This is a genomic window from Nannocystis punicea, from assembly GCF_026965555.1.
Classification (GTDB): Bacteria; Myxococcota_A; Polyangia; order Nannocystales; family Nannocystaceae; genus Nannocystis; species Nannocystis punicea.
Genome location: NZ_CP114040.1, coordinates 7,107,506 through 7,132,724 on the forward strand (window position 1 = coordinate 7,107,506; position 25,219 = coordinate 7,132,724).

Annotated in this window: 16 protein-coding genes and 1 tRNA gene; 13 read left to right on the forward strand and 4 right to left on the reverse strand. The window is 71.8% G+C overall.

Features of this window, described 5'->3' with window-relative positions; genetic code table 11:
* Window positions 1-35: 35 nt before the first annotated feature.
* The gene (locus O0S08_RS27350) at window positions 36-824 is read right to left on the reverse strand and encodes a helix-turn-helix domain-containing protein (RefSeq protein ID WP_269032245.1); all 789 of its coding nucleotides are present in this window, start codon (window positions 822-824) and stop codon (window positions 36-38) included.
* Window positions 825-1,134: 310 nt separating this feature from the next.
* On the opposite strand from O0S08_RS27350, the gene O0S08_RS27355 reads away from it, so the two are divergent.
* The 10 genes from O0S08_RS27355 to O0S08_RS27400 all read left to right on the forward strand — a co-directional run bounded on the left by O0S08_RS27355 (window position 1,135) and on the right by O0S08_RS27400 (window position 17,196).
* A complete protein-coding gene (locus O0S08_RS27355) occupies window positions 1,135-2,004 on the forward strand; it encodes a hypothetical protein (protein WP_269032246.1) in 870 nt (289 codons plus the stop codon).
* A gap of 50 nt (window positions 2,005-2,054) precedes the next feature.
* A complete protein-coding gene (locus O0S08_RS27360; protein WP_269032247.1) occupies window positions 2,055-3,059 on the forward strand; it encodes a hypothetical protein in 1,005 nt (334 codons plus the stop codon).
* A gap of 30 nt (window positions 3,060-3,089) precedes the next feature.
* Complete coding sequence (locus tag O0S08_RS27365; RefSeq protein WP_269032248.1) at window positions 3,090-3,653, forward strand: YkgJ family cysteine cluster protein; 564 nt, start codon at window positions 3,090-3,092, stop codon at window positions 3,651-3,653.
* Window positions 3,654-3,796: 143 nt separating this feature from the next.
* A tRNA-Met gene (locus tag O0S08_RS27370) sits at window positions 3,797-3,870 on the forward strand.
* Window positions 3,846-4,466, forward strand: coding sequence for a 2Fe-2S iron-sulfur cluster binding domain-containing protein (locus O0S08_RS51320; protein WP_371879499.1), 621 nt, complete (start codon window positions 3,846-3,848; stop codon window positions 4,464-4,466). Before O0S08_RS27370 ends, O0S08_RS51320 begins: the two co-directional genes overlap by 25 nt.
* Before the next feature lie 69 nt (window positions 4,467-4,535).
* Complete coding sequence (locus O0S08_RS27380) at window positions 4,536-10,376, forward strand: translocation/assembly module TamB domain-containing protein (protein WP_269032250.1); 5,841 nt, start codon at window positions 4,536-4,538, stop codon at window positions 10,374-10,376.
* Window positions 10,348-14,433 (forward strand): BamA/TamA family outer membrane protein, encoded by a 4,086-nt coding sequence (locus tag O0S08_RS27385; RefSeq protein ID WP_269032251.1) that lies wholly within the window; start codon window positions 10,348-10,350, stop codon window positions 14,431-14,433. The genes O0S08_RS27380 and O0S08_RS27385 overlap by 29 nt, the downstream gene beginning before the upstream one ends.
* Before the next feature lie 126 nt (window positions 14,434-14,559).
* Window positions 14,560-15,435, forward strand: a complete 876-nt coding sequence (locus O0S08_RS27390) for a DUF1684 domain-containing protein (protein ID WP_269032253.1) — start codon at window positions 14,560-14,562, stop codon at window positions 15,433-15,435.
* Between the two features lie 352 nt (window positions 15,436-15,787).
* Window positions 15,788-16,711: a hypothetical protein gene (locus O0S08_RS27395; protein WP_269032254.1), complete on the forward strand. Its 924-nt coding sequence runs from the start codon at window positions 15,788-15,790 to the stop codon at window positions 16,709-16,711.
* Between the two features lie 143 nt (window positions 16,712-16,854).
* Window positions 16,855-17,196, forward strand: a complete 342-nt coding sequence (locus O0S08_RS27400; RefSeq protein WP_269032255.1) for an MYXO-CTERM sorting domain-containing protein — start codon at window positions 16,855-16,857, stop codon at window positions 17,194-17,196.
* Here the strand turns inward: O0S08_RS27400 and O0S08_RS27405 are convergent.
* Both O0S08_RS27405 and O0S08_RS27410 read right to left on the reverse strand, forming a co-directional pair.
* Window positions 17,129-18,529: a thrombospondin type 3 repeat-containing protein gene (locus O0S08_RS27405; protein ID WP_269032256.1), complete on the reverse strand. Its 1,401-nt coding sequence runs from the start codon at window positions 18,527-18,529 to the stop codon at window positions 17,129-17,131. The genes O0S08_RS27400 and O0S08_RS27405 overlap by 68 nt on opposite strands.
* A gap of 214 nt (window positions 18,530-18,743) precedes the next feature.
* Window positions 18,744-20,096 (reverse strand): choice-of-anchor L domain-containing protein, encoded by a 1,353-nt coding sequence (locus tag O0S08_RS27410; protein WP_269032257.1) that lies wholly within the window; start codon window positions 20,094-20,096, stop codon window positions 18,744-18,746.
* A 106-nt stretch (window positions 20,097-20,202) separates the two neighbouring features.
* Between O0S08_RS27410 and O0S08_RS27415 the strand changes: the two genes are divergently transcribed.
* From O0S08_RS27415 to O0S08_RS27425, 3 genes are all read left to right on the forward strand, one after another.
* On the forward strand, window positions 20,203-21,522 hold the full coding sequence (locus O0S08_RS27415) for a M23 family metallopeptidase (RefSeq protein ID WP_269032258.1): 1,320 nt from the start codon (window positions 20,203-20,205) through the stop codon (window positions 21,520-21,522).
* A gap of 1,083 nt (window positions 21,523-22,605) precedes the next feature.
* Window positions 22,606-23,463, forward strand: a complete 858-nt coding sequence (locus O0S08_RS27420) for an MBOAT family protein (protein ID WP_269032259.1) — start codon at window positions 22,606-22,608, stop codon at window positions 23,461-23,463.
* 293 nt (window positions 23,464-23,756) lie between these two features.
* Entirely contained in the window at window positions 23,757-24,023 is a 267-nt protein-coding gene (locus O0S08_RS27425; RefSeq protein ID WP_269032260.1) for a hypothetical protein, read from the forward strand.
* Window positions 24,024-24,381: 358 nt separating this feature from the next.
* On the opposite strand, the gene O0S08_RS27430 is transcribed toward O0S08_RS27425, so the two are convergent.
* Entirely contained in the window at window positions 24,382-25,101 is a 720-nt protein-coding gene (locus O0S08_RS27430; RefSeq protein WP_269032261.1) for a hypothetical protein, read from the reverse strand.
* Window positions 25,102-25,219 lie beyond the last annotated feature (118 nt).

Consider the following 25,219-nt stretch of genomic DNA (forward strand, 5'->3'; position numbering starts at 1 on the left):
GAGGAGTTCGGGCCCGGAGTCGCGAGCTCCGAGCTTCAGGAGTGCGGTGGGGTCACCTGTCCGCCGGACAGCGCGAAGGCAGTCACCGCGATCACGGCGATCACCAGGCACACCGCGATCCACATCAGCGTGCGGCTCTGCGGGATCCGGTTGAGCGCGCGCAGCATGTCGAGCGACTGGGCGCCGACGCGATAGACCGCCTGCAACGCCGCGTTGGGGCTGGACTCCGCAGCCGCCGCCGGGGCCGCCGCCAGCGCCGCGGGCCGATTGACGGACTCGGTGGCCGGCTTCGACTTCGCCCCCTCCGCGCGAGCCGGCTTGCGCGGCCCGCCGACGGCCTGGACCGGCGCGGACGAGCGATTGGCCTGGTGTCCGCTCGGACGACGCGTCGCCCGCTGCGCGCCGGCCTTCTGGGCCTGAAGGTGGTCGTGGAGCAACCCTGCGACGGTGTCTGGATCAAGGCTCAACGAGCGCGCGCAGCAGCGGAAGAACCCGCGTACGAACACTGGACCGGGCAACGCGCTGAACCGATCTTCTTCGAGGGCCTCGAGGCTGGGGCGAGGGATCTTGGTCTCGAGCGCCAGTTGCTCGACGCTTATCCCCCGGCGCTGTCGCGCTTCCCGGATGTAACGGCCCGGCGACGGCGGTCCCTCATGCACCTCGGCCCCTTCGGTGGGTTGGGTGCTGACGATCCGGAGGCGGCCCGTGGGAACTCGCATGCGCGCACATTCTGAGATCAAGCCGCGTTCGGCGGCAACCCCCCGGGCAAGCATTTTCACACTGAGACCTACTTCCGAGCGATTTTCCGGCGCAATCGTCGCCAACAGCCCCAGCAGGCGAATTCGTGCCTATACGGGGCCGCGCCGGCCCATTCTCGCGGCGATTCAGGGTGTTTTTCCCGTCCACGACAGGCGATCTCGCCCTTGCCCCGCGTCACCCCGGCAGCGACCGAGCCGACGCTGCGAGAGTCCCCGCGGCGACCTCTGCAAAACCCTGCACGATCGCCCGTGCGCCGCCGATCGGCCTCTGCGCCGATTCATCTCCGCGCTCGCCGATGTGCTCGTGGTCCCGATGTGACGCGGACACATCGCCCTCGCACTGGTCGCCCCTCGCCCCCCTCGCTATGATCAGAACGTGGATAACGTAGCCCTGTTTGCGCTTGTGCACGGCAATGCGGACGGTCGTGGAGTCGCGGCGAATTGGCTGACCGGAGTGCTGTCGCGCTGCTGCGAAGGCCACGGCTTCGCGGCCGACGACGGGCCGCCGGTCGACCCGACGCTCGTCCGGGCGTGGAGCGTCGGCGGCGTGCAGGGCAGCGAGACCCTCGTACAGTCGCGCCCCGTCGTCCGCGAGCTGCGCGCCGACTTCATCGCCGATTTCTTGCGCGCGCCGAGCCAGACCACCCTCGCCGTCCACGCCGTCGCGCCTTCGGGACATGGCCAAGAGGACATCCCCGTGCCGCGGCTCGGCCTGGCCCGTTTCCAGCGCTGGCTGGGCGCGCGGGCCGAGGGCGCCCTGGCCGCCGACGACCGCGACGACGCCGTTCGGCAGCGCCTCAAGGCCGGCTTGCCCGACTTCCTGCAGCGGGCCCTCAGCCACTCCGGCGACCGCGAGTTGGTCGTGTTCGGCTTCCTCGCCGCCCTCCACGCCAACGGCGACCTCAACAAGCCGTACGTCGGTCCGGCCCAGATCCGCCGCGCCCTCGCCAGCCTCGACGAGATCCTCGGCCACCCCGCCCGGCTCAACCTGTTCGTCTGTGACGGCCGCACTCTCGGCGTGATCCACCGCGGCGGCCGCCTGCTCCTGGTCGACTCGCCCGCCCCCATCGGTTCGCGCCGAACCATGGCCCACGACCCCGAATCGCGGATCCAGGCGTCCTTGCTGATCCACGACGACGGCCCGGCGGACCTCCCGCCCGCCTTCGAGGGGGCCGAGTTGCGGCGGCTGCCCGAGGGGATCTTCACGCTCAGCGCGCGCCAGCCGGGCCAGGTCGAGCGCGACTAAAAGCCGCTTTGGAGACGGCGCCGGACGCCCCCGGTATAAGGACCGTCCGCATGGCGGTTCATATCCTCCATCACGGCTGGTGCTTCGACGGCGCCGCGTCGGCCGCCCTGTTCGCCGCCTTCGACCGCCAGCGCCACGGTCCCCGACCCTGCCGCCTGATCCCCAAGGACCACCGCCCCGGCGACCCCTACGATCCCGGGGACTTCGAGGCCGACGAGGTGGCCAGCGTCGACTTCCGCTACAGCCAGCACCCGCGCCTCGCCTGGTACTTCGACCACCACGCCAGCGCCTTCCAGCTGCCCGGCGACCGCGAACATTTCCTCGCCGACACCAGCGGCCAGAAGTTCCACGACCCGACCGCGAGCAGCTGCGCCGGCTACCTGGCGCGGATCCTCCGCGACCGGTTCGCCTGCGACCTCTCGGCCCACGGGGAGCTGATCCGCTGGGCCGAGATCATCGACAGCGCCGCCTTCCCCGACCCGCGCATGCCGGTCGAGCTGACCGAACCGGCGCTGCTGCTCATGACCTTCGTCGAGAACAACCACGACCGCGAGCTCGGCGAGCGCTTCATCCACGACCTCTTGACCTGCTCCCTCGCCGACCTCGCGGTCGCCGGCTACGTCCAGCGGCTGCTGCAGCCGCGCCTCGAGCAGAACCGCCACGACATCCGCCTGATCGGCGAGACCGCGATGGTCGAGGGCGACGTCCTTCATTACAGCCTGCTCGACCAGCCGGTCCGGGCTTACAACAAATTCATCCCCTACTATCACCACCCGAAGATCCGCTACGTCGTCGCCCTCACCCGCGGCCCCGACCGCCGGATCAAGCTCACCGCCGGCTACAACCCCTGGCTCCCGCGCGACGCTCGCGAGCACAGCATGGCCGCGCTGCTCGAGCCGCACGGCGGCGGCGGTCACCCGTACGTCGCCGGTTGCACCTTCGGCGCCGACGACGAGGACCGCGCAGTCGCCGTCCAGCGCGCCATCACCGCCGTCCTGCGCGGAAATCGGCCCGCCGGACCGTCCCTGGCCAGACGCACGCATTCCGACGCCTGAGCCCGCGGCGTCTGGTATCCCGTCGCCTGCGTGAGCGACCCCGACCGACCTGCCCTCGCGGCCATCCTCGTCCAGCTCCGCGGCCGCGTCGACGCCCACTTCGCCGCGGCCCAGGCCCGCACCCCGGATGCGTTCGCCTGTCGCGCGGGCTGCGACAGCTGCTGTCACCAGCGCTTCGGCGTCTACGCCGCCGAGGCCGAGCCGATCCGCCGCGCGCTCGCCGACCTGGCCGTCCGGACACCTGTCCTTCGCAACAGGATCCGAGAGCAAGCCGACGATCCGGCCCACCAGCACCACTGCGCCCTGCTCGTCGACGGCGCCTGCGCCGTCTACGCCGAGCGGCCGATGATCTGCCGCTCGCACGGCCTGCCGATCGCCGTCGCCGACCCCGCGCCGCGCGTCGATCACTGCCCACTGAACTTCACTTCAGGTCCGCCGCCGCGAGAGAGCGTCCTGCGCCTGGACGCCGTGAACCAGCCGCTGGCCGTCCTGGCGACCCTCTGGGACCGCGCCGAGGGCCAGGGAGATCGCTCTCCCGTCCGCGTCGACCTCGCCGACCTCGCCCGCGCGCCCGATCCGGCGAAAATCCGCTGATCTCGCGGCCGGAACCCCGCTCTCCCGCCCGGTCGCGCCTCGCGCCGCGCCCTCGTCGCTCCGTCGCCCCGAGAGAATCGTGCAGGGCCCTGCAGAATTTCGTTGACCCGCATTCGGGCCGGGAGTACAAGTCAGTCCCTCGCTGCGGGGTGGAGCAGCCAGGTAGCTCGCCGGGCTCATAACCCGGAGGTCATGGGTTCAAATCCCGTCCCCGCTACTCAAGAAGGGCCCGTTCGCAAGAACGGGCCCTTCGTTTTTTTACGCCTCGACGCCGCCGAACGCGACGCAGCGACGAAGCGCCGCGGCCTCGCGCAACGCTCGCGCCAGCTTGCACCGCGCGGCGCAGCCCGCTCGCGCGCTCGCGGCCGTGAAATTCGCAGCGCTCGCGCGGCGAGATTGGGCCACACTCGATCGGGCGTGGCGATCGAGTTCCTCACCGCGGCGCGGCAGATCGTCCTCGACGTGGCCGACATCGTCGCCGACGACGACGAGCTGCCGCCCACGCTGCTCGACGCAATACGCGCGGCCCGGTTGCCGATCGGTCAGAGCTGCCGTGGCGAGGGAGTCTGTCGCAGCTGCGCCGTCGACGTCGAGCTCGGGCTCGCGGCTCTGCCGCGGCCGACCCCCCTCGAGGCGCGATTCGGCTTCACGGGCTCGCGCCGGCTCGCGTGTCAGGTCGCGCTCCCTGCGGCCCAGGAGCTCGTCCGGCTCCATCATCCGGCCTGGGGCCGTCCGCCCGCGTCGTCCGGGGGCTCAACTTCTGCGCCGTCCTCCGGACCTGGTGGGGCTGCGGATGATAGGCTAGAGCCCTGAAACGTGGCCAGGGCCGGGGGAACGGGCAGCGCATGGCAGCGGGAGGCCGATCTCCTCGCTGACGGGCGGGTGCGCCTCGAACGGCTGTGCAACGCCCGGCGTTTCCGGCACCTCTTCCCTGGCGGACCGAGCCTCGCCCTCCTGCTCGACGCCTATCAAGATCTCCAGCGCCAGCGCCTCGTCGGGCGGATCGCCCCCGACGATCTGCGCGGGGCGCGCAGTTACCTGCGCAAGCAATTGCGGCGGCGGGTGCGGGAAGAGGCCGTCGAGCGGTCCTTGCGGCTCACCTACCGGATCCCCGTCGCCCGACCGCGGCCGCTGCGGGCCGAGCTGCCGCCGATCGTCGAGAAGGCGCTCGAGGCGGTCGACGACGACGTCGAGCCGCGGGTCCGCGCTCACGTCCTTGGGCGGGTCGACGGCGACATCCCCGGGCCCGACGTCGATCCGCGGCTGCACCACGGCTTCGGCCAGCTGCGCGAGGCCCTCGTCTTCCACGCGCTCGCGCACCCCGACGAGATCGGCGCGCTGCACCCCCAGATCCTGCGCTTCGCCGCCTCGCCGCAGCCGCTCCGGCGGCAGAACCCGCTGCTGCGGTTCCTCCTGATCAAGCTGCCGATCTCGTTCGTCCTCGGCTTCCTCGGCTTCTTCAGCGTCGTCTACGTCGTCGCCTACTTCTTCGTCAACGACGCCACTCTCGGCCGGATCCTGACCGTCGTCATCGACAAGCAGGTCAACGGCCGGCTCGAGCTCGGCAGCGTCCACTGGGGGCCCGACCTCATCATCGACCTCATCACCGGCCAGCCGCACCACGCCACGGTCACCGGCATCAAGCTGTGGGCCGGCTACATGAAGCAGGACAAGGCCGATCCCGACAGCCTCATCGCCGAGTGCGACGGCCCGGTCGACGCCGAGCTGATCCTGCACGAGATCATCCCGTGGAACCGCTTCCTCGTGCCGGCGGTGCTCGAGGTCCCGTGGGTCCTGCACTTCACCGACATCTGGACCGACGCGCCGATGCGGCTCAACGTGTCCGAGGTCAAGACCCGCTACGCCGACGGCACCGAGGCCTGGATCGTCGACCTCGTCGAGGCCTTCTCACCCGGCGTGGGCCCTTACCCGGAGCTCAGCACCCGCGCGCTGAGCATCCGCATCGACCACACCGACCTCGCCGACCTCGCGCTCGACCTCGACTTCCGCGGCCAGACCGGCTGGCAGACCGAGCTCGCGCTCAAGGATGTCGGCGCAGTCCTGGTGTTCGAGGGGCTTCATCCCAAGAAGCCGCCGCCGCTCAAGAAGCCGCTGCAGTTCGACCTCAACGCTCTGGCCACCACCGGCATCGCCCGGATCACCGCGCTCGGCTACGAGCTGCCGATCGAGAACCTCAAGCTCGAGGAGTTCGCGTCCGGCGGCGACGGCCCGCTGGGCGACATCCGGATCCGCGCGGAGGGCGAGATCGGCGGCTCGCACGGCATCCTGCGCGGCTGGTTGCGCGACATCTTCACCACCGGCAAGCGCAGCGTCGACGTCATCGCCCTGTTCGCCGACGCCGGCCCGATCGGTCGCCTGATCACCCGCGTGCACGGCCTCGCCGACCCGATGATCGACGCCTTCGGCGCGCCGGCGCAGCTGGCCTTCCGCGGCCCCTTCAACGACATCCGGATCGGCCTCGCCGCCTCCGGGGTGGGCCTCAACTTCTTCACCGACCCGAACGTCGACTGGGCGATCAAGGACGCCGCCATCGACGCCACCCTCGCCCGCGACCCAGTCCCCGACACCTGGTCGCAGTACATCCCGGCCGGCGAGGAGCGGTGGATCCTCGACATCGCCCGCTTCGAAGGACATGTCCTCGGGGGCAGGGTCCACCTGCGCGAGCACGAGGCCAGAAACCACCTCGTCCTCGGCGTCGGCCCCGAGCGGCGCATGCTGCTGGCCGCGCAGACCCAGCTGCAGGACATCGACCCGGGCGAGCTCGTGGCCGCCGGCGGCACCCGGGCCATGCTCGCCGGCACCGCCTCGGGCAAGCTCGACGTCCGCGAGTTCGCGCTCGACCTCGGCGCCCCCGCGCCGACGACCAGCGAGGAGGGACCTGTCCCTTCGGACACCCCGGCCGACGTCACCTACGCCCTGGCCCCCGAGTCACCGCCGGCGAAGAAGACCGGCAAGACGCGGCCGAAGACGCGGGGCGCCGCCGCCGAGCCGGTCGCCGACGTCCTGGCGGGCGCCGCCGAGGCCGCCGCGCCGCCCGAGGAGAAGTCGCCGCTCGATCGCATCGTCCTCGAGATCGGCGGCCTCAAGATCGAGCGCCGGCGCGGCAACGACGGCCTGCCGCGGCGGATCCGCCTCGACGGCGGCGTCGTCCTCGACCGCGACGACGGCCTCGACCTCGCCGACCTGCTCGTCACCGTCGACGGCGCCACCCTCAGCGTCGACGGCGGCCTCGACGCCAAGTTCGCCACCCTCAAGCCGACCGACATCAAGCTCAAGATCAGCGACGGCAAGGCCTTCTTCGCCAGCATCGGCCAGAGCCCGTTCGTCGAGCGGCTGCAGGCCGGCCTCACCGTCTACGGCCCGCTCGGGCGCCCGAGCGGCCGCAACGGCTCGCTGCAGCTGTCGGACGTCGGCCAGGGCCAGTTCGCGGTGCAGAACATCCGCGACGTCTCGCTCGGCCTGCACGACGGCGTGCTCAGCCTCAAGAGCCAGCGGGCCACGGTGCTCGGCGGCGCCGGCGTGCTCGACGTCGACGTCGGCCTGTTCGACGGCAAGGGCGTCAGCAGCGATCCGACCCTGCGCGCCACCATCGACCTCACCGGCGTCGAGCTCGACCGGATCGGCGGCGACAGCATCGGCGGCAAGGGCGACGTCCGGCTCGAGATCGGCGACGACGCCAAGCGGCCGGTCCCGCTGTCGAAGTTCCAGGCCCGCGGCGCGGTGTCGGTGCCCGAGCTCAAGGTCGGCCACGGCCAGCTGCGCGACACCGAGACCCGCTTCAGCCTCACCCGCGACGGCGTCAGCATCGACGAGTTCGTCGCCCGCCAGCACCGGCGCCCCAGCCCCTCGGCCGCGCCCGACCTCAGCATCCCGGTCGGCGACCTCAGCGGCAAGGGCTCGGTCAGCTTCGACAGCGACCCGCAGCTCGACCTGCGGATCACCGGCCGCCGCCTGCCGATCAGCACCTTCGCCGCGATCGCCGGCTTCACCGATCTGCCGGCCGGGGCGCAGATCGATCGCGGCACCGACCTCGAGATCACCGGCACCCTGTCGCGCCCGAGCATCCACGGCACCGTCGAGCTGACCGCCATCAACGCCGTCGGCATCCCGCTCGGCTCGGGCGAGCTGCAGCTCGACAGCAACGACCGCCCCGCCGGCGACGGCCTGGCCGCGCGGCGCGAGATCGTCGTCAAGGGTCGCTTCGGCGACGACGGCGGCCGAAGGCGGCGCGCCCCGTACGAGTGGGACGTCGACGCCGTCGTCGCCATCGGCGAGAAGCCGCGCGGCAGCAAGAGCCCGTCGTACGCCGCCGACCTCGCGGTCCACTTCGCCAACCTCCCGCTGCGCAACCTGCTCGGCGCCGCCGGCATCGAGCCCGGCGAGGGCCTGCACGGCCAGGCCGAGGGTCTCACGATCAGCGCGCGAACCTGTCCTCCGGGACAGCCGATGATCACCTCCTGCCTGTGGGGCGACGGCCAGGGCGACCGCGCGCTCCAGATCCTCGTCGAGCTCGATCGCCTGTGGGCCACCGGTCGGGCCCCGAGCTCGGGCGTCGGCGCCGGCAGCAACCAGCCCGGCGACCCCTGCCGCGACTCCGACTCGCTGTGCACCGCCAACCGCCTGGTCGCCACCCTGCAGGGCACGCGCCTCAGCCTGCGCGACGGCTGGGAGCTGCGCTCCGGCGGCAGCACCACCGGCAAGACCCTCACCGTCTCCGGCGACTTCGAGCTGTCGGGCTCGCCCGAGGCGCCGGTCAAGGACACCACCCGCGACTGCAGCGAGCCGCCCACCGCCGCGCGCACGCCCCCGCCCACCGGCGCCAGCGCGCGCGTGGCCGGCGAGCTCGACCTCGCCGGCCTCCACCCCTTCCTCGCCGGCACCGCCGTGTCCGGCATCGCCGGCAAGATCGGCCTCGACGTCAAGCTCGACGGCCACGTCGGCGACCCGATCATCACCGGCAGCTTCAGCGTCCCCGACCCGCGCCAGCCCGTCACCGCCAAGGCCGCGGGCACCACCTTCGCCGTGCCCAAGCTGTCGCTGCAGTGGGCCCAGGACGCCCTGCTCGCGTCCGGCGAGCTGTCGGTGCGCGGCCAGAACGTCCAGTTCGGCGACCTCAACGGTCACCGCACCTTCTACGTGCTCGGCGGCGAGTGCGGCGGCAGCTTCTCCGCCGCCGCGCGCGGCCGCCTCGACGGCCGCCTGTTCCGCGAGTTCCTGCCCGACACCTTCGCCTCCAGCTCGGGCGGCCTCCAGATCGCCGACGCGCACGTCGCCGGTCGCCTGGGGGACTCCCTCGATCTCAAGACCGTGCGCGCCCGGGTCACGCCCGCACCCGGCGGGCTGATGGTCGAGCTCGACGGCCTCGGCCTCGAGGCGATCGACGTCGATCAGGGCGTCATCGAGATCCAGCGCTGCAGCGAGTCCGACCCGTGCCCGGCCAGCAAGGACGGCTTCGGCGTGTTCGTCGGCGGCCGCTCGGCCTCGATCGACGAGCTCACCCCGCCCGAGGGCCACCTGCGGGCCCGCGTCGGCGATCGCGGCTCGCTCGTGTCGTGGGGCAACGTCGTGCTCGCGCCCGACTTCTCGCGCTTCGAGAGCAGCAGCCTGCGCGTCGACGTCGAAGACGTGCAGTACAAGATGTTCGACAACTCGGGCCGGCCGCAGCTGTACGCCGCGATCTCGGGCGAGAGCATCGTCCTCGAGGGGCGCGACGTGCAGACGCTGCGCGGCGACGTGCAGGTGGCCCGCGGCCGCTGGGTGCGCGACGCCCAGCAGGGCGTCAAGGTGCTATCCTTCGCCGATCCGTCCCCGGCGCCGTCGGCCCCGCCGCCCGAGATCCTGCGCGACATGAACCTCGACCTCCGGCTCCGCACGACCACGCCCTTCCGGGTCGACAACAACATCATGAAGGGCGTCGAGGGTCAGGTCTCGCTGGCGATCGGCGGCACGATCGCCGACCTCGAGATGTCGGGCCGCGTCGACGTCACCGCCGGCGTGCTCGACGTGGCGCTCCTCAACGGCGCCTACGACATCACCTTCGGCCGCGTCCTGCTCGAGAACAACCTGTCGTCGAGCAAGGTCGACGTCCGCGCCCAGCGGCAGGAGCCGGTCTACATCGACAACCAGCCGCGGCAGATGTCGCTGATCCTCGGCGGCACCCTCGACGCGATCACCTTCCGCTGCAGCGTCCTCGGCGACACGCGCGCGCGCAGCCGGACCCAGCGCGAGTGCGTCGACTACGCGATCCTCGGCAGCGGCAACCGCGAGGTCGCCGACGCCAACGTGCGCCGCTACGGCTCCGGCGGCCTGCTCGGCCGCCCGCTCGGCCTGGTCGGCAACCTCACCGAGATCAACCTCAACCGCTACGTCGAGAAGTCGGTCCCGCGCCTCGCCCCCTACCTGCCGCAGGTCGGCGCCCAGCTCGGCCAGCTCGGCGTCGAGGTCAACGCCGAGACCCCGCGCCCGTGGTTCCGCACCGACTGGGGCAACCTGACCATCGGCGCCGGCTACACCCGCGGCTACCCCGGCCTGCTCCTGCGCAACAGCTACGACTGGCGCGTCCGCTTCCGCCTGCTCGACTCCGCCGTCCTCGAGTTCCGCGACAACCGCCGCTCTTACTTCAACGAGCGCATCATCTTCGACCCTCTCCGCCAGCGTTCGCTCGAGCTGCGCCTTGAATACCAGCTTCCCAGCCTGCGCTGAGCGCCGCGCCGCGCGACTGCTCGCCGTCCTCGCGCTCGTGTGGGCGAGCGCCGCGCCGGCGTGGGCTGCCGCCCCTCCGGGGCCGCCGCCCGGCTCGCAAGCGCCGATCCCCGCACAACCTGCCCCGAAGGCCAGTACTCCTGCGCCAGGTCCCAAAGCACCTGCCCCTGGGGACAGCGCCCAAGAGCCAGGTCCCGAAGAACCTGCCCCCACGGACATCCAGACCCCGGTCGGCAAGCCCTCCGAGCCGAGCCTCAAGCCGCCGGCGAAGCCCGACCAGCCGGCCCCGCCGCCCGCGCCCGCCGGCATCACCGACGTGCCGGCCGCGGACGCCGAGCCGACCGAGCCGCCGGTCGAGGGCAGCGAGCTGGCCGCCCCGACCACCACCCAAGAGGCCCCCGAGGTCCCGCCCCCGAGCGTCGTCACCAGCGGCCCGACCTGCGCCCGCCTCGACGCCGGCGCCGACCCGTTCGGCCTCATCGACCGCGCCCTCGACAGCCTGCGCGACCGCGCCGGCTTCCAGGTCGGCGACCGCGAGCGCGGCACCACCCTGCGCGGCACCGCCTGCGTCGTCAGCCTCAGCGGCAAGGACTACGCCCTCCTCTACTACCAGCTCGAGCTCACCGCCGAGGAGGGCGGCTACATCATCGCCCTCGAGCCCAAGGCCGCCGGCGAGGTCGAGCTCAGCGTGCGCCCCGTGCTCGAGGGCGAGGACCCCGGCGTCGTGTTCGCCCGCATCGAGCGCGCCCGCGTCGTCGGCGACAAGTTCCTGCCCGGCGACGACGGCGTCCGCCTGCGCAAGATCCTCAACCTCGGCACCGGCTACCTGATCCCGGCCGCGATCTCGGCCCAGCTGCAGCAGCTCGGCTACCGCGCCCAGTTCGAGCCCGACGGGGCCAACCTGCTGACGATCCGCGTCGAGCCGGGCCAGAGCATCCGCCGCGTGCGGATCCGCGGCCACCTGCCGCTGTCGAAGACCGAGGTCCAGCGCGAGCTCAGCATCAACTCGCGCCCCGGCTCGCTGTCCCGCGGCGTGTGCGTCTCGCCGAAGAAGCTGCGCAAGGAGCGGCCGCAGGTGTGCGAGCCCGGCGACGCCGCCTGCACCAAGTGGGAGGCCGACGAGGTCGACCGCCTCAAGCGCTACCTCTACGACAAGGGCTACCTGCGCGGCAACGCCTCGCTCGGGCTCACCTGCGGGCGCGCCAGCGACGAGGTCGACCTGTGGGTGTTCCTCGAGAAGGGCCCCGCGTTCCGCGTGCCGATGCGCCAGGTGAAGGTCGTCGGCAAGGTCTCCGAGGACGACAAGGGGTGGATCCGGCGCGCCTTCTGGCCGCGCGTCAAGGCGACCCCGTTCCCGGCGCGGATCACCCGCGAGCGCGTCGAGGAGAGCCGCGAGCGCGTCGAGCGGCAGTTCGCCGAGCCGCGCGACGCCCTCATCCGCCGCACCGCGACCTCGCGGCTCGCCCTGCCCTACCCGCAGGTCCGCGTCGAGACCAGCTACGACGACCTCAAGCCCGAGGACATCCCGAAGACCGGCAGGCTCCCGCTCACCGTCAACGTCGACCTCGGCCCCGGCGTCAAGACGGCCTTCATCGGCCGCCGCAGCTACTCCGAGCAGCGCCTGCGCAACGAGCTGCAGCTGTTCTCCCGCCGCGAGGCCCCGAGCGAGCAGACGGCCCACCGCGAGGCCGCCAACCTGCGCTCCTTCTACCAGAGCAAGGGCTTCCTCCTGGCCCAGGTCGACGGCCGCTTCGACGACTACGGCAACGCCCCCGGCGCCCTCACCTTCCAGATCAAGGAGGGCCCGGTCGTGCGCATGAAGAAGCTCGACCTCGTGGTCGGCCGCGGCGTCCCTCGCGGCGTGCGCGAGCGGCTCGAGCGCGACTTCGCCGACGAGCGCGTCCTGCGGGCCCCCGGCACCTTCACCGAGGCCGCCGTCGTCGACCACCTCTCGGCCCTCCTCGCCAAGTTCGCCGAGGCCGGCTACCTGTGCGCCCAGGCCGGCGTGCGCGTCGCCTTCTGGCCCGACGGCCTCGACAAGAAGGGCGAGTACGCCGACGTCGACGTCGAGACCATCCTGCGCCGCGACTCCTTCCCCGCCTGGGCCGTCCGCGACCTCGACGCACGCGGCCTCGAGGCGCTGCGCAAGCAGTCGCGCGCCGAGCTCTACGTGCGCGTCACCGTCGAGCCGGGCCCGCGCGTGTTCACCTCGCGCAAGCCCGAGGTCGTCCGCTACCTCGACGGCCCGGTCCCCGGCGACCGCGAGGTCGAGGGCCAGCCGCACCACGAGCGCGGCGAGTGGGGCGCCACCCGCATGCTGCGCGGCACCTCCCTGCGCCACAAGGGCGACGACCGCCCCGGCAACATCCCGCTGACCACCTCGCTCGACCGCGACGCCGAGCAGGGCATCGTCGACAACTACCGCAACGACGGCTTCCCGGTCGCCGACGCCGAGCTGCGCTGGCTGTACACCGACCCGCGCACCAAGGAGGTCAAACCTGTCCCGAACGCCAGGCGCCTCATCGACCCCGAGATCGGTCTGTGCCAGGCCTACGCCAGCGGCAGCGCGGTCGAGGTCGACACCGAGATCAGCGTCTACGAGGGCCGCCCGGGCGTGTTCGGCGACACCGTCATCCGCGGCAACTTCAAGACCCACAACTGGATCTTGCGGCGCCAGTTCGCCCACAAGCCGGGCGGCGTGTACTCGCGGGCGCGGGCCGACGAGTCGCGGGCCAACGTCGACGGCCTCGACGTCGCCGAGAGCACCGAGCTCACCGCCTACCCGACCGGCTGCGACCTCGAGGACGACCCCAAGGAGCGCTGCACCGTCCACCAGGTGCTCGAGATGCGCGAGTCGAAGGACGTCTCGGTCAAGCTGCAGGGCGGCGTCGGCCTGGCCACGCTCGACCCGTTCTACGTGTTCCTCCACCCGATCTTCCCCAACCTGTTCGGCACCGCCTGGGACCTCGACGTCCTCGGCCACTACGGCTTCAACACCCAGCGGTTCTCCTCCAACGTGCCGTTCCTCGGCGACTGCGCCGGCCAGCCCTGCTACGAGCGCAGCGTCCGCGGCCGCCTGGCCCGCCCGCGGATCTTCGCCACCCCGCTGACGCTCGAGATCAACGGCCAGTACCAGCGCCGCGTCACCCCGGCGCGCGGCCCGATCGAGCTCGCCGTCGGCAACATCACCCTCAGCTACAGCCGCAGCCGCGCGCTCCAGCTCTACGTCGGCTACCTGATCCAGAAGAGCAACATCTCGCAGGACGTCGCCAAGCCGGCCTTCACCCCCGAGACCGAGCTCGGCCAGCCCAACGTCGTCAACCGCCGCGACGCCATCGTCTCCGACCGCACCGGCGCGCTGACTGCCGGCTTCACCTACAACAACACCGAGAACCCCTCGAACCCGGAGAAGGGCATCATCATCCAGGGCGACCTGCGCTTCGCCTCGCCCTACTTCGGCGGCCAGGACTGGTTCATCCGCACCGACCTCGCCTTCCAGCACTTCATCCCGATCCCGCGGACCGGTAACCGCCTCAACTTCCGCTACGCCCTGCGCTACGGCCACGCGATCCCGCTGCCGAACCTGCCGGGCGGCTCCGGGGCGGCCGGCGTGCCGGAGATCTGGCGCTACTGGGGCGGCGGCACGGCCGACCTCGGTCTGCGCGGCATCTTCCCCGAGACGATGCTCGTCGACATCGAGGAGATCGACACCGGCGACGGCTTCAAGCGCCTCCACTACACCGCCCAGGGCGGCCACATCCGCGCCCTCGCCAGCATCGCCCTCCAGGTCACCTCGCTGAACGACTTCCTCGGCGGCAAGATCCACCACTCGCTGTTCTTCGACCTCGGGATCCTGACCCAGCGCTGGTCGCAAGTGCAGCTCGCCCGCGACTTCCGCCGCAGCGTCGGCATCAACTTCATCAAGTGGGACATCAAGCTCGTCACCCTCGCCCTCGGCTACGCGATCCTGCTGCCCAACTCGATCGCCCCCGGCAACGTCAAGCCGATCGACGACCGCAACGGCCGCTTCATCTTCGACGTCGGCATCACATTCTGACCCGAGCGACATGTCCTCAGAGACATGCGCACGGCGGCGCACGCCCTGCCGATGCGCCCGGCGAACGCCTTTACATGACCCATGCGACATGTCCCTGAACACATACGCGTCGCGCTCCTGCTCGCCGTGACCGTCCCCGCCTGTCGGCCGCACGCGCCGCCGCCCGCGGCCGTCGAGCCCGCCTACGCCGCCGACCACGCCCGCTGGCACGCCGCGCGGATCGAGGCGCTGCGGGCCCCTCAGGGCTGGCTCGCGCTCGCCGGGCTCTACTGGCTGCGCGACGGCGAGTACCGGCTCGGCGCCGATCCCGGCGCCGACATCGTCTTCCCCGCGGGCGCGCCGCGAGACGTCGGGGTCCTCGCGCTCGCGGGCGGGCGCGTCCACCTGCGCCTCGCGCCCGGCGTGGACGCGCGGGTCCGCGGCGAGGCCGTCACCGACGTCGTCCTGCGCTCCGACGTCGATCCGGCCCAGCCGCCCGATCGCGTCGAGCTCGGCGACCGCTTCACCTTCCTCGTCATCGCCCGCGGCGAGCGCCTCGGCCTGCGCCTCTACGACACCCAGAGCAGCGAGCGGCGCGAGTTCACCGGCATCGCCACCTTCGCCCTCGATCCCGCGTGGGTGATCCGGGCCCGCTTCGAGCCGCTTGCGACCCCGCGGACCATCGAGCACCCCACCGTCCTCGGCACGGTCCAGCCGGCCCAGGTCCCCGGCACCGCCGTCTTCACCGTCGACGGCCAGGAGCACCGCCTGACCCCGATCCTCGAGCACGGCCCCGCCGGCGACTCCTTGCTGTTCGTCTTCGGCGATCGCACCAGCGGCCGCGAGACCTACCACGGCGGCCGCTTCCTCCTCGCCGACCTGCCACGCGACGGCGCCGTCCAGCTCGACTTCAACCGCGCCCACAACCCGCCGTGCGCCTTCACGGCCTACGCCACCTGCCCGATCCCGCTGGCCGAGAACCGCCTGCCGTTCGCGATCCCCGCCGGCGAAAAGACCCCGTAGCACCTCGCATCGACCGCTCGCCATCGCGGTCACTCGCGACGCCCCGATCGCTCGACCTCGCCTCGCACGCGCTCGAGCGCGACCCGGGCTCGCCGCGACCCTTGCGCGCGCCTGACCGCCCGCACGGGTGATGCACCGCGAGACCTGTCTGCGCCGCAACCTGTGAGTGACTGCATCCGTGGCCAAGCTCCGCGACGCACCGCGACGGAACGGCCGCGCTCTGGCGATCGCCCGCAGCGACGGAGCTTGCGCGCGCGCGTGCGGCGTTGCTCGCGGGCCCTGGTCACACGCCTCGCCCGGCGGGCTGCGGACGTGACGGGCGCTCTTCGTCCGGACTCGCTACCCTTGTCGCATGCCTCGCCTTGAACTCGCCCTATCCATGTTCGCCGTGATGGCGGTGGCCTGCGCCGACGACACCACCGCCGTCACGACCGGCAGCGAGACCTCCACCACGGCCACCACGGCCGGTCCGGACACCACCGGCCCCGACGACACTGCCGGCCCCGCCACCACCGTCACGCCGACCACCACGCCCGAGCCGACGGGCGCCAGCACGATCACCACCACCACGGGCACCACCGGCCCCGACACCGCCACCACCGTCGACCCCACCGCCACCGCGACGAGCACCACCGAGCCCGCGACCATCGGCACCACCGATCCGGAGACCACCAGCGGCGGCGGCATGTGCGGCGTCGAGGGCGACACGGTCGCCGCCGAGCTGGTGCAGATGGGCAAGCCCGCCCCGTGCGGCCCGCTCGAGTTCACCGGCACGCGGATCAGCGACCAGAAGGGCCCCGTGTGGCAGCTCGACGGCTGCGCCTGCGGCGACAGCTGCCTGATCCCCGACCCGTGGACCCTCACAGTCCAGGCGCCCGCCCCGTGGTTGCCGCTCCTGCCGGCCTGCCCGCGGATCGTCGTCGACCGCATCGAGGGCTTCGGCGGCTGTCAGTTCGCCGCCATCTCGGTGTGGGACCTCCAGGCGCCCGGCGAGCCCGCCGTCTACCACGCCGGCCACGGCCTCTCGCCCACCCAGGCCGGCGCGGCCGAGCTGTCGATCACCCCGCACACCGTCGAGAACTGCAACTGCATGGGCTGCTGTCAGCCCGCCGAGCTGTGGCACCTGGAATTCATGTTCGACGGCGCCGACCTCACCCTCGCCGAGGGCGAGAGCGCCCCGCTCGGCCAGCACAACGCCATCAACTTCGAGTCGCACCACAGCGGCCTGTGCGACGCCCCGCTCGACGCCCACTGGGCGATCCGCAAGCCGGCCTGATCGTCTGTCCTCCAGGACATTCTCCTCAGGACATGTCTCGAGGGACACCTTAAAGAGCGCCGCTCGTCCGCCCTCGTCTCGCCGTCTCGCCGCCGCTCGCGGACGAGTGGACAGCCGGCCGCGCACCCGCCTATCCTCGCGGCATGCTCGACGCCCTCGCCCTGGTCCTCGCCCTCTTCGCGCCCGCCGCAACCACCACGGGGGTCTTCCAGGACGAGGCCGAGCCGGCCTGGGGCACCTCGCCGACGATGGGACCGGTCACCGACACCGCCTCCTCGAGCACGACCGACGACACGACCGCCGGCGACTCCGCCGGCGACGCCACCGGTGACACCGCGACGATGCCCCCCGTCTACGAGGGGTGTGGTTGCAGCAGCGGGGGCGAGGCCGGCGGCTGGGCCGCCCTCGCCCTGCTGTTCACTGCGGGATCACTGTCCCGACGCCGGCGCCCCACCAGCTCACGCCCTTGTTGCCGAGCGGCGTGACCACCTTCGTCTGCGGGTCGACGCGGATCATCTGCCCGGTCGAGTCGAACGCCAGGATCAGGCCCTCCCAGCCGGCCAGGCCGTAGATCGTCGAGTACTGGGCGAGCGTCGCCAGCTCGCTCTGGACCGCGCCGGTGGCCGGGTCGACCTCGACGATCACCGTGCCGGCGACCCCGTTCTTGGTGACCGCGCCGTAGGTGCCGACGCCCTCGATCGAGAACGCGTCGCCGGTCGAGCTGTAGCCCGCGCCGTACTGACCGATCTGCTGGATGTTGAACATCCCGTTCTGCAGCGTCATCTTGTACCACTGGCCCGACTGGGCGATGCCGACCAGCGTGTCCTTGTTCGGGTCGAGGATGCCCTTCGGGATCATCGTCAGGCCGTTGAAGCTCTGCGGCAGCGTGCCGAGCTTGTACGCCTGCGCCGTCTGCGGGTTGACCACGTAGCCGCAGCCGAACGTGATCGCGTACAGCACGCCCCAGCGGTCGATCGCCACGTCGGTCACCGAGTGGTCGCAGGCGTCGTTGGAGAACTTGAAGTTGCTGACCATCGTCACCGCGTACGGGTCGGCGACGTCGACCGTGTACAGGTTGCCGGACGAGTGGGCGTAGATCTTGAAGGGCGTCGTCACCCCGGGCAGGTTGCCGTCGGTCGGGAACGGGTCGTCGGGGTTGGGGATTTCGTCGCCGTCGAGGTCGTCGTCGCAGGCGTCGCCCATCGCGTCCATGTCGGTGTTCTTCTGATCCTGGTTGGGGATCAGCGGGCAGTTGTCCATCTCGTCGGGGATGGTGTCGTCGTCGTCGTCCTCGTCGCAGGCGTCGCCCTGGCCGTCGCCGTCGGTGTCCTCCTGCATCGGGTTGGCGTCGGCCGGGCAGTTGTCGTCCGCGTCGGGCACCAGGTCGTCGTCGTCGTCGTCGTCGTCGACCGGATCGGTGGTCGACGTCGACGAGGTCTCCTCGAACGTGTCGCCCGCGGTCTCCGTTGCGTCGGAGGTCTCAGTGCTCGCGTCGGTCGAGGTCAGCGGCCCGGTCGTCTGGTCGGGCCCGCCGGTCGTCGTGTCGACGCCCATCGTCGCCTGGCTGGTGGTCCCGAGCGTGGTGCCGTCGTCCGTCGACGTGCCCGGGAACGTCTCGTTGGTGCTCCCCGTGGTGGTGGGCTGCGCGGTGTCGGAGCTCGGCTGACCGGTCGAGCCCGCCTCCGTCGTCGTGCTGCCGTCGGGCAGGCCGTCGGTCGACCCGCCCGTGCCGCTCGCGGCCGTCGAACAGCCGGCCAGCGCGAACACGATCGAACATGTACCAAGAGACAGGTGACGAAAGCCAGAGCGAAGGACCATGGCGCCACCCTATCCCATCGCCGACGGGAGCACCACTGCCGCCGGGGCGCCGACGGTGAGGACTTCCGCGTCCTGCACTCCAGCGCCGCCCGAGGGCCCCGGGCGGCGCCGGGTAGATCCCCCGCGGTCCGGCGCCCACGATCGCCGGCCGCCGGGTCAGGACCGGCCGCGGCGCGGAGGACATGTCCCGAAAGCCATCGCGCCGACGTTGACCTCAGCCGGCGGTGCAGCAGGCCGGGTGGCCCTCCGTGCCGCACAGGGGGTCGTCGAGCTCGTCGACGCACAGGCCGCAGCACTTCGGGTGGCCCTCCGTGCCGCACTGCGGATCGACCTCGAGCGGCACGCAGCCCTTGCAGTCCCAGCGCCAGTGATCGACGAGGGTCACGGTGGCCTTGCTGCTGTCGCCCATGTCCATGATGGCGAACGCGAACGTGAACGTCTCGCCTGGGACCACCTGGGCCTGGATCGTCACCCAGCCGGTGGTGCCGTGCGACTCGAAGCCGGTGCCGGCCAGCTCGGGCGCGTCGCCGACGTAGCCGGCGTTCTCCATCGCCTCGGCCAGCGACGTGACCGTGAACGGCTGGCCGTCGACGAACGTGACGTTGCCGGTGTACGCCTCGCTGGTCGACCAGCCGATGAACATGTCGTTGAACTTCTGGTCGACGAACTCCGGGTACTCCGACGAGAAGAACACCGCGTCGAACAGGAAGCCGTCGACGCCCGGCGGCACCTCGACCGCGAACGAGCCGAACAAGACGTCGTTGGGGTCGCCGTTGCCGAGCGTCCAGTTGGGCTCGATGCTGTCGGAGCAGTCGTTCGCGCCGTCGCACCCGGCGAACGGCGTCCCGCCCTGACCGCTGTTGGAACCGGCCAGGTGGCTCATCGGCGCCGGCAAGGCGTTCGGCATGTCGGGGTTGAAGTTGTTGTCGTTCTCGTACTGCGACTGCGTCTCGACCAGGTACCCCTCGCCGTCGAGGTTGGCGACCCGACCTGTACTCAAGACCAGGAACTTCTCGCCCTCGCGCGGGCGGAACAGCAGCTCGCCGGGCGCGTTCGGATCCTCGGCGGCGCCGAAGCCCCGCGCCGCCCGCCACGCGATCGGCTGCGACATGAACACCGGGTCGGTGATCGGGATGGTGTTCTCCTTGGCCCCCGGACAGCCGACACCGATCGCGTGGAACGGATCGACGTCGTCGTCCTTGTCGCACACCAGCAAGATGCCCGGCGCCCCGCACTCCTCCGTCCCGGTCGTCCCGGTGCTGTCGTTCGTCGTCGCCGTCGAGGTCGTCGTCGTCGACGACGTCGCGTCGGTCGTCTCGCCCGTCGACGTGCTCGTGGCGTCGGTCGGTGTCACCGGCTCGGTCGTCGTCGGCACCGAGGTCGACGTCGAGGTCGACGTCGACGACATCGAGGTCGACGTGGTCGTCGGTTCACCGCTCGTCGGCGCCGTCGTCGAGTCGTCGCTCGTCGACGTCGTCCCCGTCTCCGTCGCGAAGCCCGAGGCCCCGCCTTTCCCGTCGTCGCCGCACGCCCCCGATCCGGCAGCGACGAGCGACACGACCAACATGCGAGCGAGCGATAATGGAAGGCGCATGGCCAAGCTTCGCGAATTCACGGAGGCTCGCCCAGCCCCGCTTTTCGTGCGGCGCGGCGCGCGAGTATCGTCGACGACGATGGCTCGCTCGACCGCGCTCTTGCCTGTCCTCGCCGTCACGATCATGCTCGCTTGCGGCGAGTCCGCGGGACCCTCGGGGCTGTCGGCGGGGACGATCACGAGCGCGTCGCTCGCGACCAGCGAGAGCAGCGGCGCGAGCGATTCCGGCAGCACCGCCGGACCTACCACCAGCGACAGCGCGGCCACCGCTGCGCCGTGCGACGGGCTCACGCTGTGTCCGCCGACCACCGCGCCTGACGACTCCACGAGCAGCCACAGCAGCACCGACGCGACCACGCAGGGTCCGCTCACCACCGGCACGACGACGGATCCGAACACGCCTGCCGATCCGTGCGACGGCGCCGGCGACGGTGCGCACTGCGGCAGCGAGCTCGACGGTCTCGGCGAGCACAACAGCCTCTATCAATGCAGCGGCGGCCTGACCCAATCGGCGACGCCGTGCCCGGCGGGCTGCGAGGCCGGCGCGTGCAAGCCGATCGCGCAGGACCCGTGCGCCTCGGCGATGAGCGGCAACGGCCTCTACTGCGGCGGCACGCTGATGGGCGGCGACGCGACGGTCCTCTACAATTGCCAGGACGGCGTCACCGCGGCTCAGACCGTGTGCAACGCCGGCTGCAAGGTCAACCCGCCCGGCGTCGCCGACGCGTGCAACCCGGAGGTCGACCCGTGCCAGGGAGCGATGAGCGGCGACGGCCTCTACTGCGGCCAGAGCCTGCCCGCAGGTGACCCGAACGACCTGTATGATTGTGCAGGCGGCGAGACCGTCGGCAAGACCGTGTGCCCCGACGGCTGTCAGGTGAACCCGCCGGGCGTGCCCGACGCGTGCAAGGCGGTGCCGAACGGCGGCGAGTATTGCCTGCAGGTCCCGCCCGGCGTGGTCACGCAGGCCTTCTCCGCCTGCGGCAACGGCGGCTCGCACCACGGCATCGACTACGGCGTCGCGCTCGGCACCCCGATCTACGCCGGCATCGCCGGCACCGTGGTCGGCCAGCAGCTCGGCCTGCCCAACTGCTACGACAACGGCTGCAGCATGCAGTGCTGGAACGCCTTCAACTACGTCAAGCTGAAGTCCGACTGCGGCGATCCGAACGACCCGGCCAGCGACCTGTTCGTCTACTACCTGCACATCGACGGCCTCGGCCCGGGGATCCAGAACGGCAGCCACGTCGACCAGGGCCAGCTCGTCGCCTACAGCGGCAACTCCGGCTGCTCGTCGGGCCCGCACATCCACCTCGAGACCGTCCGCGTGCCCAAGGGCCAGAACGCCAGCCTCAACACCTGCAGCTCGGAGGACCCGCTCGGCGACTTCTGCCCGTGAGTGCGACCCGCCGCCGCAACCATGGTGGCCTGCGTGACGAGCATCGCCCTCGGCACGATCCTCGCGCCGACGGCCGCACGCGAGGTCTGGCTCGCAACGAACATCGCCCGCGAGTCACTCGGTCCGCCCTCGCACCGCCTGGGCGACGTGCCTCCACATCCTTTCGCCCGCGAGTCACTCGGTCCGCCTCGCGCCGCCTCCACGTGCCTCCACATCCTTCGCCCGCGAGTCACTCGGTCCGCCCTCGCACCGCCTGGGCGACGTGCCTCCACATCCTTTCGCCCGCGAGTCACTCGGTCCGCCCTCGCACCGCCTGGGCGATGTGCCTCCACATCGTTTCGCCCGCGAGCCACTCCTGTCCGTCCTCGCACCGCCTGGGCGATGTGCCTCCACATCCTTTCGCCCGCGAGTCACTCGGTCCGCCTCGCACCGCCTGGGCGATGTGCCTCCACATCCTTTCGCCCGCGAGTCACTCGGTCCGCCCTCGCACCGCCTGGGCGATGTGCCTCCACATCCTTTCGCCCGCGAGTCACTCGGTCCGCCCTCGCACCGCCTGGGCGATGTGCCTCCACATCCTTTCGCTCGCTAGCCACTCCTGTCCGTCCTCGCGCCACCTCCACGTGCCACCTGTCCGAGAAGCCAGAGAGCGCCGAACGGATCCTCGAGGCCCTGTCGAGGTACGTTCGAAGCACGACTTGCGCTCGGCGTTCGCGACCTCGGTAGCCGCTGCCCGGTTCACGACGGACCTCGCGGAGCACCCGAGCTGGTCGCTTCGCCTTGGTTTCGCCGACTGCCGCGAGCCCTGTTCGCGACAACATCCCCCGGATCGGTCCGCGTCCGCGAGCCGCCTCTCGAGCCCGGTTCGCGCCCGACCTCCTGTCGCGCCAGCCCGGTCGCCACCTCTACGAGCTCGTCGCGCCCTCGTGCCCGCGAGGGCGACGAGCACGCGCGTGAGACCTCCGGTGCGCTCGCGCCTGCGCGCCGCGGCATCCTCGCGGCGGCGCGGCGGCGCGCCCGACTTGTGACCTGTCCCACGAGCCAGCTGGTCGAGCGCGGCTCCGGACAGGTACACTGCGCGCGACGATGCTCGCGCTCCTCGTCCTCGCCGCCCTCGTGACCGCCGGTTCGCCGCTGCGGCGCGCGCTCGGCCTGTGCGTCGCCCTCCCGGCGTTCCTCGTCCCGTTCGACGCCGGCACCCCGTTCTGGCGGGCGCTCCTGGCCGCGGCGGCGTTCTGGGGCTTCGCCCGCCTCATCGACCTCGCCCGCGAGCCGCGCGAGTTCGGGCCGCTGCGCCGGGTCGTCCACGTGCTGGCGATCGTCGACAGCCGCCGCTGCGAGTGGGTGCCCCCGCGCTTCGACCTCGCGGTGTGGTCGCGGACCGCCGTCGCGGCTGCCTTCATGGTCATGTCCTTGTGGACAGCCGTGGTCCTGTCGCCGCACCACGGCGGGCTCCCGCTGCGCTGGCTGGCCGGCTGCGCCTTCCTCTACGGCTTCGCCGAGACCGCGGCCGGCCTGCTCGAGGGCGTCGGCCGCCTGCTCGGCGCCCGTGTCCCGCCGGTCCAGCGCCACCCGATCCTCGCCCGCAGCCTGCGCGACTTCTGGGGCGAGCGCTGGAACCTCGTCGTCAACCGCTGGCTGCGCCAGCACTGCTTCGTCCCGCTCGCCCGCCGCGGCCACCCCGGCGCCGGCCTCGCGCTCGCGTTCGCCGCCAGCGTCGCGCTGCACACGTGGATCGTCGCCGCCGCGCTCGACCTCGACATGGTCTTGCGGACAGCCGCCTTCTTCTCCTTGCAGGGCGTGCTGCTGGCGGTCGAGGGGCCGCTGGGTGTGCGTCGCTGGCCGCTGCCGCTGGCCCGCGCCTGGGCGCTCGGCGGCACGATCCTGCCGTCGCCGCTGTTCATCGAGCCGCTCCTGCGGATCTTCGCCGAGCTGGTGGCCTGAGCCTGCTCGCTGCGGTCGAGGACGCCACGCGGTCCCCGCGGCCGAGCCGGACCGCGGTCGCTCACGACGCGCCGTCGCGCCCGCGAAATGAGCCTCTCCAGCGAGCCCTGCCACACTCACGTACCAGTCGCGCGAGCTCATCGCACCGCCATCGCGGCTTCACGTCGGGGCGGCGCGCCCGCGATCGCCTGCGTCACTTGCCGCACCCGCCCTGCCGACCATGCTCCCGACGCCGAGCCCCGGACCGGGTGATGAACGCCCTGTCCCGAGGGACAGACACAGGAGACACAGCCATGACCAACCCGAATCAGAAGAATCCGCAGGACACTCGCCGCGATCGCGGCACGGGCCAGACGCAGGACGAGCGCCAGCGCAACCCGCAGCAGGGTGGCCGCCCGCAGCCCGACATGCCGGCCAGCACGCCGCGCACCGACCGTGACGTCCAGCAGGGCAACCCGAACCGCAACCGCACCGACATGGGCGATCGCCCCGACGTCGAGACCGAGCAACGCCGCGACGACCCGATGCGCAAGGGCGGCAAGCAGTCGCAGGATGTCTGAGCCCTGCGATGCGTGACGATGCCCGCGCCGGGCCGGCCTGTGCGAGGTCGGTCGCGGCGCGTCGTCGCGATCTGCGTCGGGGACGTTGCTGCACGGGGCGCCGCGGGACGTCGGCCGCGCATGAGAGGAAGATCGTCGGACTCGCGGCGGACAGCTTCGCCGTCCCATCCTCGACTGCATGAAGAGGGACGCTTGGCCGCACGAGGTCGTCACGGCCGTGCGGGACCCGAGTCCGCCGAATCAGGCACTCTCGAGGATCTCTGCCGCGACATCGCCCCTCTCTGAGACGCGCGCCGCGAAACACCGCATGTCCCCAAAGACATGTCGATGAAGCCTGCGGCGCGCGTGAACGGTGCGCTCAGAGGGTGTCGCCCTCGCCGCCGCCGTCGCCGGTGTCGCCCTCGCCCTTCGTGTCGCCCTCACCGCCGCCGTCGCCGGTGTCGCCCTCGCCCTTCGTGTCGCCCTCACCGCCGTCGCCGGTGTCGCCCTCGCCCTTCGTGTCGCCCTCATCGCCGCCGTCGCCGGTGTCGCCCTCGCCCTTCGTGTCGCCCTCACCGCCGCCGTCGCCTTGCGTGTCACCCTCGCCGCCGTCGCCTTGCGAGTCGCCCTGCGTGTCACCCTCGCCGCCGTCGCCTTGCGAGTCGCCCTGCGTGTCACCTTCGCCGCCGTCGCCTTGCGAGTCGCCCTGCGTGTCACCTTCGCCGCCGTCGCCTTGCGAGTCGCCCTGCGTGTCACCCTCGCCGCCGTCGCCTTGCGAGTCGCCCTGCGTGTCACCCTCGCCGCCGTCGCCTTGCGAGTCGCCCTGCGTGTCGCCCTCGCCCTCGCCGTCGCCCTGCGTGTCCTTCTCGCCGCCGTCGCCTTGCGAGTCGCCCTGCGTATCACCCTCGCCGTCGCCCTCGCCGCCGCCGTCGTCGTCGCCGTCGCCCTTACCACCGTCGTCACCGTTGCCGTCGCCCTCGCCGTCCTTCTCGTTGTCGGCCTGGTCGTCGGCGTTCTTGCCCTTCAACTCGATGTCACAGCCGAACAGGAACAGGGTCGTGGAAAAGGAAAGGAGGATCGCGGTGCCGAGGATGCGCATGAGTTTTGGTCTCCGCCCCCGAGTCCCCGGACCTGCGAGCTTGTTACAGGGTGTGGTCAAAAAATTTTTACCCCCTGACCGGGCGCGTTTTCGCACCGCATCGCGGGCTGTAACACCC